The sequence below is a fragment of the Pseudomonas sp. CLCA07 genome, assembly GCF_053615335.1.
On record NZ_CM132131.1, the window covers coordinates 3,164,594 to 3,183,061 of the forward strand.

General features: G+C 59.2%; 15 protein-coding genes and 1 pseudogene. 9 read left to right on the top strand and 7 right to left on the bottom strand.

Annotated elements, in window-relative coordinates:
• Positions 1 to 107 precede the first annotated feature (107 nt).
• From ACWGZX_RS14640 to ACWGZX_RS14670, 7 genes are all read left to right on the top strand, one after another.
• Positions 108 to 1,766, top strand: coding sequence for a Na/Pi cotransporter family protein (locus ACWGZX_RS14640; protein WP_452628812.1), 1,659 nt, complete (start codon positions 108 to 110; stop codon positions 1,764 to 1,766).
• 175 nt (positions 1,767 to 1,941) lie between these two features.
• A complete protein-coding gene (locus ACWGZX_RS14645) occupies positions 1,942 to 3,318 on the top strand; it encodes a M16 family metallopeptidase (protein ID WP_452628813.1) in 1,377 nt (458 codons plus the stop codon).
• A 104-nt stretch (positions 3,319 to 3,422) separates the two neighbouring features.
• Positions 3,423 to 4,451 (top strand): DUF5924 family protein, encoded by a 1,029-nt coding sequence (locus ACWGZX_RS14650; protein ID WP_452628814.1) that lies wholly within the window; start codon positions 3,423 to 3,425, stop codon positions 4,449 to 4,451.
• Positions 4,452 to 4,505: 54 nt separating this feature from the next.
• Positions 4,506 to 5,654, top strand: a complete 1,149-nt coding sequence (locus ACWGZX_RS14655; protein ID WP_452628815.1) for an MlaE family lipid ABC transporter permease subunit — start codon at positions 4,506 to 4,508, stop codon at positions 5,652 to 5,654.
• Positions 5,651 to 6,454 (top strand): ABC transporter ATP-binding protein, encoded by an 804-nt coding sequence (locus ACWGZX_RS14660; RefSeq protein WP_223518873.1) that lies wholly within the window; start codon positions 5,651 to 5,653, stop codon positions 6,452 to 6,454. The genes ACWGZX_RS14655 and ACWGZX_RS14660 overlap by 4 nt, the downstream gene beginning before the upstream one ends.
• A gap of 1 nt (position 6,455) precedes the next feature.
• Positions 6,456 to 7,394, top strand: coding sequence for an MlaD family protein (locus tag ACWGZX_RS14665; protein ID WP_452628816.1), 939 nt, complete (start codon positions 6,456 to 6,458; stop codon positions 7,392 to 7,394).
• The gene (locus ACWGZX_RS14670) at positions 7,391 to 8,017 is read left to right on the top strand and encodes an ABC-type transport auxiliary lipoprotein family protein (RefSeq protein ID WP_452628817.1); all 627 of its coding nucleotides are present in this window, start codon (positions 7,391 to 7,393) and stop codon (positions 8,015 to 8,017) included. Before ACWGZX_RS14665 ends, ACWGZX_RS14670 begins: the two co-directional genes overlap by 4 nt.
• 191 nt (positions 8,018 to 8,208) lie before the next feature.
• On the opposite strand, the gene ACWGZX_RS14675 is transcribed toward ACWGZX_RS14670, so the two are convergent.
• The 5 genes and pseudogenes from ACWGZX_RS14675 to ACWGZX_RS14695 form a co-directional block, all read right to left on the bottom strand.
• Positions 8,209 to 9,438 (bottom strand): nucleoside recognition domain-containing protein, encoded by a 1,230-nt coding sequence (locus ACWGZX_RS14675; protein ID WP_223518878.1) that lies wholly within the window; start codon positions 9,436 to 9,438, stop codon positions 8,209 to 8,211.
• Between the two features lie 192 nt (positions 9,439 to 9,630).
• Positions 9,631 to 10,962 carry a glutamate/aspartate:proton symporter GltP gene (gene gltP / locus ACWGZX_RS14680; protein WP_452628818.1) on the bottom strand — a complete coding sequence of 444 codons (1,332 nt, stop codon included), beginning with the start codon at positions 10,960 to 10,962 and terminating at the stop codon, positions 9,631 to 9,633.
• Positions 10,963 to 11,698: 736 nt separating this feature from the next.
• Positions 11,699 to 11,800: pseudogene (locus ACWGZX_RS14685) on the bottom strand (inhibitor of vertebrate lysozyme family protein); the annotation flags it as partial.
• A 2-nt stretch (positions 11,801 to 11,802) separates the two neighbouring features.
• Entirely contained in the window at positions 11,803 to 11,967 is a 165-nt protein-coding gene (locus tag ACWGZX_RS14690) for a DUF1328 domain-containing protein (RefSeq protein WP_003177151.1), read from the bottom strand.
• Positions 11,968 to 12,050: 83 nt separating this feature from the next.
• The gene (locus ACWGZX_RS14695; RefSeq protein ID WP_452628819.1) at positions 12,051 to 12,338 is read right to left on the bottom strand and encodes a hypothetical protein; all 288 of its coding nucleotides are present in this window, start codon (positions 12,336 to 12,338) and stop codon (positions 12,051 to 12,053) included.
• Positions 12,339 to 12,777: 439 nt separating this feature from the next.
• On the opposite strand from ACWGZX_RS14695, the gene algB reads away from it, so the two are divergent.
• Positions 12,778 to 14,124 (top strand): sigma-54-dependent response regulator transcription factor AlgB, encoded by a 1,347-nt coding sequence (gene algB, locus ACWGZX_RS14700; protein WP_452628820.1) that lies wholly within the window; start codon positions 12,778 to 12,780, stop codon positions 14,122 to 14,124.
• Between the two features lie 10 nt (positions 14,125 to 14,134).
• Positions 14,135 to 15,925 (top strand): ATP-binding protein, encoded by a 1,791-nt coding sequence (locus tag ACWGZX_RS14705; protein ID WP_452628821.1) that lies wholly within the window; start codon positions 14,135 to 14,137, stop codon positions 15,923 to 15,925.
• Positions 15,926 to 15,932: 7 nt separating this feature from the next.
• On the opposite strand, the gene ACWGZX_RS14710 is transcribed toward ACWGZX_RS14705, so the two are convergent.
• Both ACWGZX_RS14710 and ACWGZX_RS14715 read right to left on the bottom strand, forming a co-directional pair.
• A complete protein-coding gene (locus tag ACWGZX_RS14710) occupies positions 15,933 to 17,546 on the bottom strand; it encodes an EAL domain-containing protein (RefSeq protein ID WP_223518888.1) in 1,614 nt (537 codons plus the stop codon).
• Between the two features lie 75 nt (positions 17,547 to 17,621).
• Positions 17,622 to 18,401, bottom strand: coding sequence for an N-acetylmuramoyl-L-alanine amidase (locus tag ACWGZX_RS14715; RefSeq protein ID WP_223518890.1), 780 nt, complete (start codon positions 18,399 to 18,401; stop codon positions 17,622 to 17,624).
• Positions 18,402 to 18,468 lie beyond the last annotated feature (67 nt).

Below are 18,468 nucleotides of genomic sequence, written 5' to 3' on the forward strand. Positions count from 1 at the left end.
GCTGGCGTCCAGACCGTTAGCCAACTACAGCTTAAGTACAGAACGTAGAAAAAAGCGCAGTACCGTCAACTTGCCCCTTTGGGGCGCGACCACCACAGGGGGCCTTTATGCTCACCCTGCTCAATTTGTTATCCGCCGTGGCCTTGTTGATCTGGGGCACGCACATCGTCCGAACCGGCATCCTGCGGGTTTATGGCACGAACCTGCGCCATGTGATTGGCCGGAACATGTCCAAGCGATGGCTGGCGTTTGTCGCCGGGATCGTGGTGACGGCGATGGTCCAGAGCAGTAATGCCACCGCCATGCTCGTTACCTCGTTTGTCGGTCAGGGCCTGATGGCGTTGACCCCGGCTCTGGCGACCATGCTCGGCGCCGACGTCGGTACGGCGCTGATGGCGCGGGTGCTGACGTTCGATTTGTCGTGGCTCTCGCCTTTGCTGATCTTTGTCGGGGTGATTTTCTTCCTGTCGCGCAAACAGACCCGGGTCGGGCAGATGGGCCGGGTCTGTATTGGCCTGGGCCTGATCATTCTGGCGCTGCAACTGATCGTCGAAGCCGCCGGACCGATCACCCATGCGCAAGGGGTGAAGGTGATTTTCGCCTCACTGACCGGCGACATCCTGCTCGATGCGTTGATAGGTGCGCTGTTCGCGATGGTCTCTTACTCCAGTCTCGCGGCCGTCCTGCTGACCGCGACCCTGGCCGGCGCCAATGTGATCAGTCTGCCAGTGGCCATCGGCCTGGTGATTGGCGCGAACATTGGCAGTGGCATCCTCGCGTTCCTCAGCACCAGCATGCAAAACGCCGCTGGCCGTCAGGTCGCGCTCGGTAGCCTGTTGTACAAGCTGATCGGTTTACTGCTGATCATCCCGGTGCTCGATCCGCTGGTGCACTGGATGGATAGCCTGGACTTCAGCCCTCAGGAAATGGTGATTGGCTTCCACCTGCTCTACAACACCGCGCGTTGTTTGATCCTGCTGCCCAGCGTCGGGGGGATGGCCAGGTTGTGCGCCTGGCTGTTGCCGGAGCGGCCGGAAGCCAACGGAATGGCCAAAGCCCGGCACCTCGACCCGACAGCGCTGGCCACACCGAGCCTGGCGTTGGCCAATGCGGCCCGGGAAACCCTGCGCATGGGCGATCTGATCGACAACATGCTTGAAGCGATGCTCGATGTGCTGCACGGCAAGCAAACCGCCGTGACCCAGGAAATGCGTCGCCTGACCGATGATGTCGAAGCACTCTACAACGCGATCAAGCTCTATCTGGCGCAAATGCCCCGCGAAGACCTCAGCGACCAGGACAGCCGGCGCTGGGCAGAAATCATTGAGTTGGCGATCAACCTCAAACTCGCCAGCGACCTGATCGAACGCATGTTGCGTAAGGTTCAGCAGCAGAAAACCTCACAGCGTCGGTCTTTTTCCGACGTTGGCCTGGAGGAGTTGGCGGGGCTGCACAGTCAGTTAATCTCCAATCTGCGCTTGGGGTTGTCCGTGTTCCTGAGTTCTGACAAGGAAAGTGCCCGCCAGTTGTTGCGTGAAAAACGTCGCTTTCGCGCACAGGAACGGCGTCTGGCCCATGCCCATGTCAGCCGGTTGCAACGTAAGATTGTGCAAAGCCTCGAAACCAGTTCGTTGCACCTGGAGTTGATTGCCGACATGAAACGTCTGAACTCGCTGTTTTGTAGCAGCGCGTATGTGGTGCTGGAAACGTCGGACACCGGGGCACTGGCCGTCGACGATTTGGCTGACATCACGCATTCGCCTTGAACGTCTGGCTGTGTGGTCAGTCAGTAACTTGAGTTCCGGTTCAAAAGCTTTCGCGAGCAGGCTCGCTCCCACAGTTGACTGACGGCGTTCACAAAACCAATGTGGGAGCGGGCTTGCCCGCGATGGCTGCCCGGAAAGCAACACGGATCGCCAATCTGCCGTATGGAAACTCGTTATGCGTTGTCTGCTGTTCGTCTGTTTGTTGCTTGGCTCATTTCCTTCGTTTGCCCTGGATCGCTTTCAGGTCGAGGGTTATACCCTGCCCAACGGCCTGCAGATGCTGCTCAAACCGGGCACCGAGCGCGGGCATGTGGCGATTCGTCTGGTGGTCGGTGTTGGTCTGGATGACTTCAGTTGCGAGGACAAAGAGCTGCCCCATCTGCTCGAACACCTATTGTTCAGCGGCATCGACGCCACCGGGGAAGGTGGCCTGGAAGAACGCATGCAGGCGCTCGGAGGTGAATGGAACGCTTTCACCAGCAACGCCGACACAACCTTCGTCATCGAAGCGCCGGCGAAAAACCAGCGCAAGGTCCTCGACCTGTTGCTGGCACTGCTGACCCAGACCCGAATCGACGACAACGCCATCAACGCCGCCAAGCAAGTGGTCGAGCGCGAAGACGGCGGTCATTACACACACCTGCAACGCTGGCTGGATCGCCAGGACCTCGGCCACACGGCGAGCAATCAACTGGCGGTGGAACTGGGCCTCAAATGCCCGGAGCGCGCCGAAGTTGATCACCTGACCCGCGAACAATTGGAGAAGGTGCGCAAGGTCTGGTACGCGCCCAACAACATGACGCTGATCGTGGTCGGTGACCTCGACCGGTTGCTGCCGGCCTATCTGGAGCGGTCCTTTGGTGCGCTTGAGGCGGTCGCCCCGAGCGATCACCAGCCCCTGCCGGAAATTCAGACCAGTGCTGCCCATGAGCGCACGCTCAGTAGCGGTTTCGTCGGCGGGGGGGCCAAGTTGCATTGGTTGGTGCCAGAGCCTGTGCTGGCGGATCAGCAGGACGAAACGTTCGATCTGCTCAAGGACTATCTGGACTGGGCGCTTTATCGCCAGATGCGCCTGGTCCACAGTTTATCTTACGGCCCCTCGGCCGAGCGCGAGCTGTTTGGCGGTGTGGGCTTCATGAGCCTGAACGCTGACCTTGAGCGCGATGATGTGCCGCAGGCTGAGCAGGTCCTTGAGGAGTTGAAAGCCCAGTTGCTCAAGGACGGTCTCGACGCCGACACCTTCAACCGCCTGAAACAGGCCGCCATTGCCCGTCAGGCCTGGGCCGTGCAAGGCAATAGCGCGTTGGCCGATTATTACTGGAGTGCCCTTGGCGACTATGAGGACGGACGTTTCGCCAACCCGGCCAGGGAACTGCAAGGCGTGACACTGGAGGAAGCCAACAAGGCATTGCGCGAGTTGCTGCTGCAACCGGGGTATTTGCGGATCGAGAAGCCGCTGATGGGTGATGACCAGTTGATATGGGCGATTGCCGGGGTGTTGGGGTTGCTGCTGCTCGGACTATTGAGCTGGCGCTTTCATCGTAGGCAATAAAAGAGGGGCCGCTTCGCGACCCAACGGGGGCGAGCCCCCTCGCCACATAGCCCCCCGGCGGGTACCCTGTCGAGGATTTTCCTACGACCAATGTGAACCGCCGAATGCCAATCCTGACCCAATACGTCCAGTGCATCCTCGAATTGATGAAGCGCTACCCTGGGGTCATTGCACTCTGTGGTTTCATCTCCGGTGTCGGCAGCTTCATCCTGGTGGATCGTCAACAAGGACTGGCGACCTGGATCACCATCATCATGGTGCTCAGTTGGGTCTGGCTGATGCTGGAAAACAGCCTCACCAAGCTGTTCACCAAAATCTTCAAACGCGAGATTCCCCAGCCACTGCTGCGTTACGCCACGCAGATGATCCACCAGGAAAGCCTGTTCTTCGTCCTGCCGTTCTTTTTCATCACCACGACCTGGAACAGCGGCCAATTGTTCTTCACCGGGCTGTTGTGTATTGCGGCGCTGATTTCCATCGTCGACCCGCTCTACTACAAATGGCTGGCACCTCGGCGCTGGGCGTTCCTGGCGCTGCATACCCTGACGCTGTTTGCCGCGCTGCTGACCGCCCTGCCCGTCATCATGCACCTCACCACGTCCCAGAGTTTCAAACTGGCGCTGGGTACCGCCGTGCTGCTGTCGTTCCCGAGCCTGGCGTCGATCTTCCCGATCCGTACAGTACGCAACGCCCTGGCGATCCTGAGTATCACGCTGGGCGTCGGCGCCCTCGGTTGGTTCATGCGTTCGTGGGTGCCGCCAGCGACCTTGTGGATGACTGACGTAGCGATCAGCACGCAAATGCAGGACCGCACGCCCGGTACCAGCCTGGAGGAAGTCAGTGCCGAGCAGATCCGTGGTGGCGGCCTGTACGCCTACACTGCCATCAACGCCCCGCGCGGTCTGGATGAGCGGATCTATCACGTGTGGCAGTTCAACGGCAAAGAGGTCGACCGCATCCCGCTGGATATCCACGGTGGGCGCAAGGAAGGCTACCGCGCCTGGACGCACAAGCAGAATTTCCCGGGCAACCCGGCGGGCAAATGGCAGGTCCGGGTGTTGACCGAAGACGGCCAGGTCATCGGCGTGCTGCGCTTCAAGGTCACGGACAGCACACCGACCAAAGAAAAGTAGCGCGGTTCGTGCTATTACGTAGCTCTGCGTAGTAACCGAACAAGCACGGAGCTTATGACCAGCAGCACAATGGCCGGCAATGCCCAACTGGACGCCTCTCACTCCCCTGCTCAGCTGCGGGTTTCGGGTGACTGGACGCTCGCCCATTACGCCGATCTCAAATACCTCTGCGAAAAACTTCGCGGCCAATACGACGACAACACCCACATTGATCTCAACAGTCTCGGCGCCCTCGACACCGCCGGTGCCTCGCTGTTGGTGGAGCTGCTCGGGGCCGAGCGTCTGGGCCGATCCGCCGAACACCCCGATTGCACCCTGACCGCCGCAGATCGCGCGCTGCTGCAGACCATCTACTGCTCAATGACCAATTTCTGTGTGCCGGTCAAGGAACCGGAAATCAGCGTCAGTATTCAATTGCTCACGCGAATTGGCCTCGCGGTGGATGCGGTCTGGCAGGACACCCTGCAATTGCTGGGCTTCGTCGGTCTGATTCTGGAAACCATCGTTCGCGGGTTGTTTAAACCCAAGCGTTGGCGCATCACGCCGATGGTGGCGCACATCGAACAAACCGGCCTTGATGCCGCCCCCATCGTCGCCCTGCTGACCTTTTTGGTGGGCGCTGTGGTGGCGTTTCTCGGGGCGACGGTATTGGCCAGCTTTGGCGCCACAATATTCACCGTGGATCTGGTGGCCTTTTCCTTCTTGCGCGAATTCGCTGTGTTGCTGACGGCGATCCTGATGGCCGGGCGCACCGCCAGTGCGTTTACCGCGCAGATTGGCTCAATGAAGGCCAACGAAGAAATCGACGCCATCCGCACCTTGGGCCTCGACCCGATGGAGTTGCTCGTGGTGCCGCGCGTCCTGGCCCTGCTAGTGGCGCTGCCGATGCTGACCTTTCTGGCGATGCTCTCGGGGATTGTTGGCGGCGGCGTGGTGTGTGCGGTGGCGCTGGATATTTCGCCGGCGATGTTCCTGTCGCTGCTGCAATCGGACATCGGGGTTCAGCATTTTCTGGTGGGAATCGTCAAAGCACCGGTTTTCGCCTTCCTGATCGCTGCGATTGGCTGTCTCGAAGGCTTTAAAGTCAGCGGCAGCGCCGAGTCTGTCGGCGCCCACACCACGTCCAGCGTGGTCCAGTCGATTTTCGTGGTGATCGTGCTCGACGCCGTGGCCGCGCTGTTTTTCATGGAGATGGGCTGGTGAGCCGTTTACCCCGAGCGCCTTCCGAGGCGGTGATCGAAGTCCGTGGGCTGTGCAATCGCTTCGGCAGTCAGAGCGTGCACGAAAACCTCGATCTGGATTTGTACAAAGGTGAAATTCTCGCCGTGGTCGGCGGTTCCGGCAGCGGTAAATCGGTGCTGCTGCGCAGCATTATCGGCCTGCGTCAGCCCAGCGAAGGGGTGGTAAAGGTCTTCGGTAAAAACCTGCCGACCTTGTCCGAGCATGAACGCTCGATGGTTGAACGGCGTTTCGGTGTGCTGTTCCAGCAAGGCGCCCTGTTCACTTCGCTGACCGTGACCGAAAACGTTGCCCTGCCCTTGATCGAACACGCCGGCCTGAGTCGTGAAGACGCCGAGCATCTGGCCGCGGTCAAACTGGCGCTGGCCGGGTTGCCGCTGTCGGCAGCCGACAAGTACCCCGCTGCACTGTCCGGCGGCATGATCAAGCGCGCGGCGCTGGCCCGTGCGCTGGCGCTGGACCCGGACATCCTGTTTCTCGACGAACCCACCGCCGGCCTCGACCCGATTGGTGCGGCGGCGTTCGATCAATTGATCCTGACCCTGCGCGATGCGCTGGGTCTGAGTGTTTTCCTGGTGACCCATGACCTCGACACGCTCTACACCATCACCGACCGGGTGGCGGTGCTGGCGCAGAAGAAAGTGCTGGTGGCGGACGCCATCGACAAGGTCTCGGAAACCGACGATGCGTGGATTCACGAATACTTCCATGGCCCTCGCGGCCGCGCGGCGCTGACAGCCGCTCAACAGCTTAACGAGGTCTGACATGGAAACCCGAGCCCATCATGTATTGATCGGCCTGTTCACCGTGATTGTGGTGGCGGGCGCCCTGCTCTTCGGCTTGTGGCTGGCCAAGTCCAGTGTCGACACCGAGTTCAAGGATTATGAGGTCGTCTTCAACGAGGCGGTCAGCGGCCTGTCCAAGGGCAGTTCGGTGCAGTACAGCGGGATCAAGGTCGGCGACGTGGTGACGTTGCGTCTGGACCCGAAAGACCCGCGCCGGGTGCTGGCGCGTATTCGTCTGGGCGGTGACACTCCGGTCAAGGAAGACACCAAGGCCAAACTGGCACTGACCGGGGTCACCGGGACTTCGATCATCCAGCTCAGCGGCGGTACGCCACAGAGCCCGGCGCTCAAGGGCAAGGACGGCAACCTGCCGACCATCGTCGCCTCGCCCTCGCCTATCGCACTCTTGCTCAGTGACAGCAACGAGTTGATGGCCGGCGTGAACACGCTGATGCATAACGCCAACTTGTTGTTCTCCACGGAAAACGTCGAGCGCATCAGCAACACCCTGGAGCACCTTGAGCAAACCACCGGGACGATTGCCGATCAGCGAGGCGATATTCGTCAGGCGATGCAGCAACTGGCGTCGGTCGGCAAGCAAGCCAACAACATGCTGGAGCAGACCACGGCGCTGATGCGCAATGCCAACGGCTTGCTCAACGACCATGGCAAGCAGGCGTTGGGCAGTGCCGAGCAGGCGATGAAGTCGCTGGAACAGAGCACCACGACGATCAACAAATTGCTCGCCACCAATCAGGATTCGCTCAACAGCGGCATGCAGGGGCTCAATGGCCTCGCCCCGGCAATTCGCGAACTGCGCGAAACCCTGACCTCGTTGCGCGCCATTTCTCAACGTCTGGAGGAAAACCCTAGCGGTTACCTGCTGGGCCGTGACAAGAACAAGGAATTCACGCCATGAAGCTGACTCGTATCGCCCTCCTCGCCGGTTTCATGCTGATCACTTCGTGCTCGATCCTGCCCAAGTCCGAGCCGCTTGATGTCTATCGATTGCCTTCGGCCCAGAGCAACGCGCCGGCCAGTCATGGCACGCCGCAACGCTGGTCGCTGCGCCTGACCAAACTCCAGGCCAGCGACGCGTTGAACAGCCCGAACATCGCGGTGATTCCCCAAGGCGATCTGATCAGCAGCTACAAAGGCACACGCTGGAGTGACCCGGCCCCGGTGCTGCTGCGCAATCGTCTGCTGGACGGTTTCCAGCGGGACGGTCGAGTGCCGCTGTTGAGCACCGATGACAGCATTTTCCAGGCGGACCTGGAGCTGGGCGGTCACTTGCAGGCGTTTCAGACCGAGTATCAGGGCACGGGCGCCAGCGTGGTCGTGAGTCTGGATGCCTTGCTGGTGCGCGGTTATGACCAGCGAATCCTCGCCAGCCGCCGCTTCGAAGTACGCCAGCCGTTGAGCGATGCGAAGGTGCCTGCGGTGGTTGCCGGGTTTGGCCAGGCGAGCGACCAATTGACGGTGCAAGTGGTGAATTGGGCGGTTGAGCAAGGGCAGAAAGTGGCGTTGCCACCGCGGCCCTAAAGCCAACAGGGATCAATGTGGCGAGGGGGCTTGTCGGAACGCCGCATCGCCCCGTTCGGCTGCGAAGCAGTCGTAGATCCCGATAGACGTGGTTTACCCAAGTAAACCTTGTCGCCAGTTTTGGGGCTGCTCCGCAGCCCAACGGGGGCAAGCCCCCTCGCCACAGGGCTCGTTCCTACATGGAATCCGGGTTAGCCGAAGAACCAGTAGCAAACCCCGATGGCGCCCAGCACGCCGGCCAGCTCTGCCAGCAACGCACACCCCACCGCATGCCGCGCGCGCTGGATGCCCACCGCGCCGAAGTACACCGCCAGTACATAGAACGTGGTTTCGGTGCTGCCCTGAACCGTGGCCGCCACCAGCGCCGGGAAGCTGTCGACGCCGGAGGTCTTCATGGTTTCAATCAGCATCGCCCGCGCGGCGCTGCCGGAGAACGGTTTTACCATCGCCGTCGGCAACGCGTCGACGAAGCGTGTGTCCCAACCGGCCCACTCCACCAGGTGCCGAATTCCGTCCAGACCGAAGTCCAACGCGCCGGATGCCCGCAGCACGCCCACCGCGCAGAGCATCGCCACCAGGTATGGCAACAGGTTTTTGGCCACGTCGAAGCCTTCTTTGGCGCCTTCGACGAATGCTTCGTAGACCTTCACTTTGCGCAATGCGCCGATGATCAGAAACAGCATGATCAGCCCGAACAGCGTCACGTTGCCGAGGATGGATGACAGACCGGCCAGAGCGGTGGCTGAGAGCGTCGCCAGCAGCGCCATGAAACCACCGAGGGCGAGGGCACCGGGAATCATATACGCCAGCACCACCGGGTCCCAGATGCGCAGGCGCTGCATGAACGCGACCGACAGAAAGCCAACGATGGTCGAACAACTGGTGGCCAGCAGGATGGGCAGGAATACCAGCGTCGGGTCGGGTGCGCCTTGCTGGGCGCGGTACATGAAGATCGTCACCGGCAGCAGGGTCAGGGAGGAAGCGTTGAGCACCAGGAACAGGATCTGCGCATTGCTGGCCACGGTGGCACTGGGATTGAGTTCCTGCAGGGCCTTCATCGCCTTGAGGCCGATCGGTGTGGCGGCGTTGTCCAGGCCCAGGCCGTTGGCGGCGAAGTTCAGCGTGATCAGGCCGATGGCCGGGTGACCGGGCGGCACTTCAGGCATCAGGCGCAGGAACAACGGCCCCAGCGCTTTGGCCAGCCACTCGACGATCCCGGCTTTCTCGGCAATCCGCAGAAAGCCCAGCCACAGGGTCAGGGTGCCGAACAGCAGGACCATGACCTCGACCGACAATTTGGCCATGGCGAAAATGCTCTCCACCATCGCCGCGAAGATCCCGGCGTTGCCTCCGATCAGCCATTGCGCCAGCGCCGAAACGGCAGCCACGATGAAGAAGCCAAGCCACAGGCCATTAAGCATCAGTCAAATCCCCCGGAAGATGCGGCGAATGATAGCGGGGTAGCCAGAAACGACAAACCCCGGATTTCTCCAGGGTTTGTTTTGGCTCTTCTTGTAGGAGCAAAGCTTGCTCGCGATGCAGGCGCCGCGGTGTATCAGTTAAACCGCGTCATCGTTCATCGCGGGCAAGCCAAGCTCCTACAGAGGGCGTGATCAGTTGCTGGACGTCTCGCCGACCGGCAGTTTTTCCTTGCTGCGCCAGTGCGGCAGGGAGTTCCAGTAGCGCTGACCCTTGGCGTCGTCGTACATGCCTTCCCAACGCGAGATGACCAGCACGGCGAGGGCGTTACCGATTACGTTCAGCGCGGTACGGGCCATGTCCATGATGCGGTCGACGCCGGCGATGAATGCCAGGCCTTCCAACGGAATACCAACGCTGCCCAAAGTGGCCAGCAACACCACGAAGGACACGCCCGGTACGCCGGCGATGCCTTTGGAGGTGACCATCAGCGTCAGCACCAGCAGCAACTGCTGGCTGATGGACAGGTCGATGCCGTACAGCTGGGCAATGAAGATGGCCGCGATGCTCTGGTACAGGGTCGAACCGTCAAGGTTGAACGAATAGCCGGTCGGCACCACGAAGCTGCAAATGGCTTTCGGCGCGCCATAGGCTTCCATCTTCTCGATCACGCGCGGCAGCACGGTTTCAGAGCTTGCAGTGGAGTAGGCCAGCACCAGCTCATCCTTGAAGATGCGGATCAGCTTGATTACCGAGAAGCCGAACAGGCGAGCGATCAGGCCCAACACCACAAAGGCAAAGAAAGCGATGGCGAAGTACACCAGCACCACCAGCTTGGCCAGCGGCAGCAGCGAGGCGAAACCGAAGTTGGCCACGGTCACCGCGATCAGTGCAAACACGCCGATCGGGGCGTAGTTCATGATCATGTGGGTGACTTTGAACATGCTTTCCGACACGCCCTGGAACATCTTCACCAGCGGCTCGCGCAGGTCCGATTGCAGGCTCGACAGACCGAGGCCGAACAACACGGAGAAGAAGATGATCGGCAGCATCTCGCCGCGGACCATGGCCGCGAAGATGTTCGACGGGATCAGGTTGAGGATGGTTTCGACGAACGCGTGTTCATGCTGAACCTCGGCAGCGGTAGCCTGGTACTTGGAGATATCCACGGTACCGAGGGTGCTCATGTCGATGCCGCTGCCCGGATGGAACAGGTTGGCCAGCACCAGACCCACCAGAATGGCGATGGTGGTGACAATCTCGAAGTAGATGATGGTCTTCAGACCGATGCGACCGAGTTTCTTTGCGTCGCCGACGCCCGCAATGCCGACGATCAGCGAGGAGATGACGATCGGGATCACGATCATCTTGATCAGACGGATAAAGATATCGCCTGCTGGTTGCAGGACGTTGCTGATCCACCAGGCTTTTTCGGCACTGAAATGGTTGAGCAGCGCACCGATTGCAATCCCCAATACCAGACCGATGACGATCTGCCAGGCGAGGCTAAGCTTTGCCTTCTTCATATCTTTACCCTTACTTGCGTTTGACTCAGGCAGAGGCAGTCACTGAAACGCTTGTGGCGAAAAAGTGTGTGCATCTGCCCCCGTATAAGGAGCCCCGGAGCGCTTGTTATGGCTCTCTGGCAGGCGAAAAAAGGCGCAACTATTCCCATGCAAGGGGGCGACGTCTAATGCCGTAAACGCCTACCCTATGCCGAATCGGCATGAACTTTTCTAAATGAAACTGGCGTCCCAACGGGTTTAATACGACATTTCGGCTGCTATAAGTACCGTGAACCGGCCATTTCAGCGGCGGTCCGGGTATTTTTAGCGCGAGCGATTCAAGGCTAAAACTTCAGAAAAAACCTACGTTTAGCGGCGAAAAATCGCTGCCATGTGCAGGCATCTTCTCGATATACGGTCGCAAAGAAACACCGCGAAATGCTTTTGCGGGGATTGAGCAGAAGTGGCATAGGGGTAAATGAGCGGTGCACTCATGGATGCTGCTTTTATCGAGTGAAAGCTCTTCGCAAATTCGTCGAGTCCAATGACCCGGCGAATTTGCGTCGCAGCTATTGCCTGACCCGGCCCTTGCGCAGGCACTCCCTGTACCCGTAGGTCACTCCGACCCTGTAACAGTCAGAACGTCCCGGTCCCATGGTCATGCGCCTACCTTCCTCGGGTAGCGCAGTAGAAAGAAGCATGGTGCTTCCTTCATATGACGAATTCAGTACCAGTTCGGATATTTCTTGAGTTATTCCACCAGCAAGCTCTGCAGCATCTGGCCGTCATTGGCCGCCATCGCCATGGCACTACCGCCCGGAAGCAGGGCGGCTGCCAGTGTCTTAAACAGAACGCTCATGTTCAGCCTCGACCGCGACGGCCAAAGAAGAAGGAAGCGATGAACATCACCAGGAACACGACAAAGAGAATCTTGGCGATACCCGTGGCGGTGCCCGCGATACCACCGAAGCCCAGTACTGCAGCGATGATGGCAATGATCAAGAATGTGATTGCCCAGCTCAACATGGTGATTCTCCTTACGCTTCATTATTTAGAGGTGTCACTTGTGGTGCTTGTCCCGGCGCAGGGAGCACGCCAAGTTCGGTTAACTAAAACACCCAGCGCTCCTGATGCGGCATCTCATCCAGTGGCTGAGCCTGGTCGACGTCCATCATCCGCATAGGAGCGATGTCGGCCAGGTTGCTGCTGGCGGCGCTGAAGTGGGTTTGGGTTGGATATTGAATCGATACGTGCGGCGCCTCTGGCTGCTGGCTCTGTTCCCAGCGAAGAAACTGCTGGCCGGCGATCAATGTGATCAGCATCGCCAGCACAGCAAACAAGCCTTGCTGGATATGCAGTGGCGAGATACGCAGTTGGGCGGCACGGTAGCGATTCATCCTGAAGCTCCTCCCACTTTGGTGGTGATCCTGTTAGAGGGCGTCGTGTAGGAAATGCCCTGATTACCCAGACCATTGCAGCCTGCATGCCAGTTTTTTTATCGTATAAAAGTTAATAAAATCAATTGGTTATAAAGAAGTTGGAAATCGTTTGCGACGCATCCTGCACGATGACTCCTCCACGGTCGTGCGAAATGCACGATAAATTCGTGGGTGGTTTTAATATTTTTGAATTGAGTGGCGGGCGCAGATGTCAGAAAGGGAGGAGAGCAATCGCTTAAATCACGATGTATAGATAAAAAACCTGTCAATTCAGTGGATTAGGCGCGCGGTAGCAGATAGCTACCCGACTGGCACGGGAATGGATCAGAATCGACCATGCAACTTGCCCGATTTATCCGGGACTAACCAAGATCAATCTTAAAAGGAGCGCAGGAACATGGAATCAGACACGGTGCATCAAGGCCGCATTCTGTTGGTGGACGATGAGTCCGCTATCCTGCGAACCTTCCGCTATTGCCTCGAAGACGAAGGCTATAGTGTCTCCACCGCGAACAGCGCGGCCCAGGCCGACGCCTTGTTGCAGCGTCAGGTGTTCGATCTGTGCTTCCTTGATTTGCGTCTGGGTGAGGACAATGGTCTGGATGTGCTGGCGCAAATGCGCATCCAGGCACCTTGGATGCGTGTGGTGATCGTCACCGCGCACTCGGCCGTGGACACCGCTGTCGATGCCATTCAGGCGGGAGCCGCCGACTACCTCGTCAAGCCGTGCAGCCCCGATCAATTGCGTCTGGCCACCGCCAAGCAGTTGGAAGTGCGGCAACTGTCCGCTCGCCTGGAAGCCCTTGAAGGTGAAGTGCGTAAACCCAAGGATGGTCTGGACTCCCACAGCCCGGCCATGAAAGTGGTGCTCGAAACCGCCCGCCAAGTCGCCAGTACCGATGCCAACATTCTGATTCTGGGCGAGTCTGGCACCGGTAAAGGTGAGCTGGCCCAGGCCATTCACGGCTGGAGCAAGCGTCAGAAGAAGTCCTGCGTCACGATCAATTGTCCGTCCCTGACTGCCGAACTCATGGAAAGCGAACTCTTCGGTCACAGTCGTGGTGCCTTTACCGGTGCCAGCGAAAGCACACTCGGGCGCGTCAATCAGGCTGACGGAGGAACGTTGTTTCTCGACGAGATCGGCGATTTTCCACTGACATTACAGCCCAAGTTGCTACGGTTCATTCAGGACAAGGAATACGAGCGGGTCGGTGATCCAGTGACCCGCCGCGCCGATGTGCGCATTCTCGCGGCGACGAACCTGAACCTTGAAGACATGGTGCGGGACGGCCGATTCCGCGAAGATTTGCTTTATCGCCTGAACGTCATCACCTTGCACCTGCCACCGCTGCGCGAACGCCGTGAAGATATCCTCAACCTGGCTGACCGTTTCCTGGCCCGGTTCGTCAAGGAGTACGCGCGCCCGGCCCGGGTCTTCAGCGATGAAGCCCGTGAGGCGCTGCTGGGTTATCGCTGGCCCGGCAACATTCGCGAGCTGCGTAACGTGGTGGAGCGGGCGAGCATTATTTGTCCGCAGGAACGGGTCGAGATCAGCCACTTGGGCATGGCCGAAACCCCGGTTAACAACGCGCCGCGCATTGGCGCGGCGTTGAGCCTGGATGAATTGGAAAAAGCCCACATCGGTGCAGTACTCGCCACGGCGGATACACTGGATCAGGCAGCAAAGACCTTGGGCATTGATGCCTCGACCCTGTACCGCAAACGCAAGCAATACAACTTGTGAGCTGTAACCGATGAAACTGGCGATGAAGCTGCGTACTCGGCTGTTCCTGAGTATTTCCGCACTGATCACCGTGGCACTTCTCGGGCTCTTGCTCGGGCTGGTCAGTGTGATGCAGATGGCCGGCTCCCAGGAAGCACTCGTTCGCAACAACTTCGTCACCCTAGACCTGGGGCTGAAAATGCGTCAGACCCTGGGCGACCAATTGATTGTCATGGTCAGCGAGAAGCCCGATCCCGCCAAGTTCGAATCGGCCAGGCAACACTACATCCAGTTGCTCGATGAAGGCATCGCCCTTGAACAATCCGGCAATGGCGACCCACACGGATTCAAACAAGCCAAGGATGACTATCTGGATTTTCTTCAAGCCTACGGCCAGGTCTCTGATCCGGCCAAGGTATTGAGTGGCAACGAAGCACTCACGGAAAAATTCAACACGTTACGCAACGGTCTGCTCGCGGAACACAAGCGTGCGCTGGATGACATCAATAGCACCGAGCGCCAGTCGCGGGAGCGCGCGTTGCTGGTGGCTGGCCTGCTGGGGTTGGTGGGGTTGGCGGTGCTTATCATTGGATTTGTGACTGCCCACGCGATTGCTCGACGTTTTGGTGAGCCGATCGAAGCCTTGGCCCAGGCTGCCGATAATATTGGCCAAGGCAATTTCGAGGTGACCCTGCCGATTTCGTCCGCCATGGAACTGAACCTGCTGACCAAGCGCTTCGGGATCATGGCCGAGGCACTACGCGAGCACCAGGCCACCAACATCGACGAACTGCTCGCCGGTCAACAACGCCTGCAAGCCGTGCTCGACAGCATCGACGACGGTTTGTTGATGATCGATCGTGAAGGCCATCTTGAGCACCTCAATCCTGTGGCTCAGCGCCAATTGGGTTGGGACATTGATCGCCTGGGCCAAGGCTTGGGCGCAGCCCTTGAACGTCCAGAACTGGATGAACAGCTGCAACTGGTGTTGCGCGGCGGCACGCTGGAGCGTGCGCCGGAAGACTTGAGTATCGAGGTTGATGGTGAGTCGAGGTTGCTGACCTACAGCCTGACGCCGGTCATCCATACCCAAGGTCAAATTCTTGGCGCGGTGATGGTGTTACATGACGTGACCGAACAGCGCGCGTTCGAACGGGTGCGCAGCGAGTTTGTCTTGCGGGCGTCCCATGAATTGCGAACGCCAGTCACCGGCATGCACATGGCTTTCGGCCTGTTCCGCGAGCGGGCGCAATTCCCACAGGATTCCCGCGAAGCCGACCTGCTGGATACCGTCAATGAAGAAATGCAGCGCTTGATGCAGTTGATCAACGACTTGCTGAATTTCTCTCGCTACCAGAACGGATTGCAGAAACTGTCCCTGGCCCCATGTTCCATCGAGGATCTGCTGGCGCAGGCCCATGCCCGCTTTGCCGAGGCTGCGACGGAGCAGGGCATCGAATTGCGGGTAGAGGTGCAAGGGCCGCTGCCCCGGTTGCAGGCCGATCAACCGCAACTGGACCGAGTGCTCGATAACCTGATCGACAACGCTTTGCGCCATACCTCGCGGGAAGGGCTGATTCGGTTGCAGGCCCGTCGCCATGGCGAGCGGGTGATTATCAGTGTCGAGGACAACGGCGAAGGGATTGCCTATGGTCAGCAAGGGCGAATCTTCGAGCCCTTTGTCCAGGTCGGCCGCAAGAAAGGCGGTGCCGGGCTGGGTTTGGCACTGTGCAAGGAAATCGTGCAGCTGCACGGTGGGCGGATGGGCGTTTATTCACGGCCGGGGGAGGGTACGCAGTTCTACATGGCGCTGGCGGTGTAAGCCGCTTTCACGCCTCGTCACTCATGCGCCGACTCGTCTTTCGACGGCCGCGGGTAATCAGTTCGATGAACTGTACGGAGCTCAAGGCATGGGCGAATAGCCAGCCCTGACCGAACTTCACCCCTTCGCTGCATAGAAACGCTGCCTGCGCTTCATGTTCGATGCCTTCGGCGATCACTTTGAGTTGTAGCGCTTGTGCCATGTGAATGATGTGCGGTGCTACGCCGCTACTGGCGGCGTCATGGCCCAGTGCGTCGATAAATGCTTTGTCGATCTTCAGACAATCCACCGGCAGGGTTTGCAGGTAGGCGAGGCTGCAATAGCCGGTGCCAAAGTCATCGATCAGCACTTGATGCCCGACATCGCGCAACGCTTGCAGGTTTTCCCTGGCCACCACGACATCAATCAATCCCCGCTCTGTTACCTCGAAGGCAATCTGCTGTGCGGCGACCCGGTGCAGCGTCAGCAGGCGGGCCATCACCTGACCGATACGCGGCACCATCACATCGCACGCAGCAAGGTTTACCGAGATATACAGCTGCGGGTTGGCGCGTAGCAGTTGCCCCAGTTGTTCGAGCAGCCGTTGCAGTACGAAATCGGTCATCTGCCGGATCTGGCCGGTGTTTTCCGCCATGGGGATAAACAGGTCGGGGCTGGTCAATGTGCCGTCTGGCCTTCGCCAGCGCAGCAACGCTTCGGCACCGACACAGTTGCGGCTGTCGAGATCGAAGATCGGTTGATACAACACTTGAAGCTCGCCTCGCCGTATGGCGCCGTGCAGTTCGGCGTCCAGCGACTGGCGCTGACGCACCAGCAGAAACACCAGAAAACCAACAATAACGCCCAGCACCAGACTGGCAGGAAGCAGCCACCACCACACCGCCGGCACGTGCATGACTGTGCGCGGTGTGATCAATACCAATTGGTATTCCGGATTGTTGGTCGGCATGTGGTAAATCAAACGGTTTTGCGTGACTTGCAGTGCTTCGCGGCTTTTGGGGGCCCAAGATTCCGCCGGTGGCCAGGATTGGGCTGCACCCAGGACTGGAATGGCGCGAGTGCCGTGGTCCAGCACCACCAGCAGGCTGCTTCCGGGCGTCAAGTCGACCATGTCGGTCAAATGTCCGCGAGACGTCGCCACCCGGAAATTTCCCCTTCCAAGCATCAGCGCAGCGCGGTTTTCATCGGGTTCGGTGGTGGTGTTCAGCCAATAGCTGTAGGTGGGGCCTTTGATGTCGGGAGGTCGCAGCAGCGAAAGCCCTTCCTGGCGAGGTCGGTTGGTGCACAAGCGTGAATCATCGACGTAAGCCGCTTCGTAAACGAAGCGGTAATTGAAGCTGACCTGTTGCAAGGTTGCGATCAATTCGGTATCGCAGCCTCGGAGCGGCTGGGCTTCGAGGTCGTCGAGACTTTCGCGCAGCTGCCCGAACAGCTGTTCCAGGCGGGCGAGGAAACGCTCGCCCTGAGCGTTCATTTCTTGGCTTTCGTTCTGTTCAACCTGATGCATCGCCACGAACAGACTGCCGACGATCAATAACGTCGCGCTCAGGGCAGCCGCCAACATCGCCAAAAACCAGGGGCGATAGAACCAGCTACGGAGTGTCTCGCGAGCTACAGTCATTATTAATATCCGAAGGATTACCAATGAGTTATAGCTGCTGATTGGGAAAAAGCTCTTACCGTCGGACGGGCGCCATTATTTTGTCTGATTCAGGACCTGCAGGAGCGCAGCCGTTTCAGCGTCTGGCGTGCCGTCGAAGCGGGAAGGGCGGAAGTGCATCTGAAAAGCCGCCAAAACATGGCGCGTCGCTACGTCCAGTTCACCGGTTTGTGGCGTGTCATAACCCAGTTTGGCCAGTTGTCCCTGAAACCAGCTGATGCTCGGCAATTGCGCTGCGAATTGGGCTTGCTGACGCGCCACGGCTTGCTCGTTCGGCCAAACCCCTATGCCTTCGGCGGCCAGGCGTTTCCAGGGGAACAGCGGACCGGGGTCGAGCTTGCGCGTTGGCGCGATGTCACTATGGCCGATGATGGCGCGTGGATGGATGTTGTAACGCTTGCTGATGTCTTTGAGCAGGACGATCAACGATTGCACCTGATCTTCACTGTAGGGGTACCAGACGCGTCCTGTGGGAGTGTCTTTGAAGCCCGGGTTGACGATTTCGATACCGATGGAGCTGGAGTTCAGCCAAGTCCTGCCTTGCCATTCGCTTTCGCCCGCGTGCCAGGAGCGAAAATTCTCGTCCATCAGCTTATAGATGGTGGCGCCCTTGTCGTCACCAATCAGGTAATGACTGCTGACTTCGCCATGGGTCAACAACTGCAGTGAGCGCTCCAGCGAGGCGTTGGTGTAATGCAACACCACGAACTGGATGCGACTGTCGTAATTGGTCGAAGGGTGGCTGGTGTCGATACGGGGGCCGCTGGCACAACCGGCCAACAGCAGCAGAGACGCAATGAGAGCAAAATATTTCATGGCAGGAGGCAGTGCACGCGAGACTGTAATGCAACAGTGTAACGTACTGCTTTGAGTGTCGACGGCA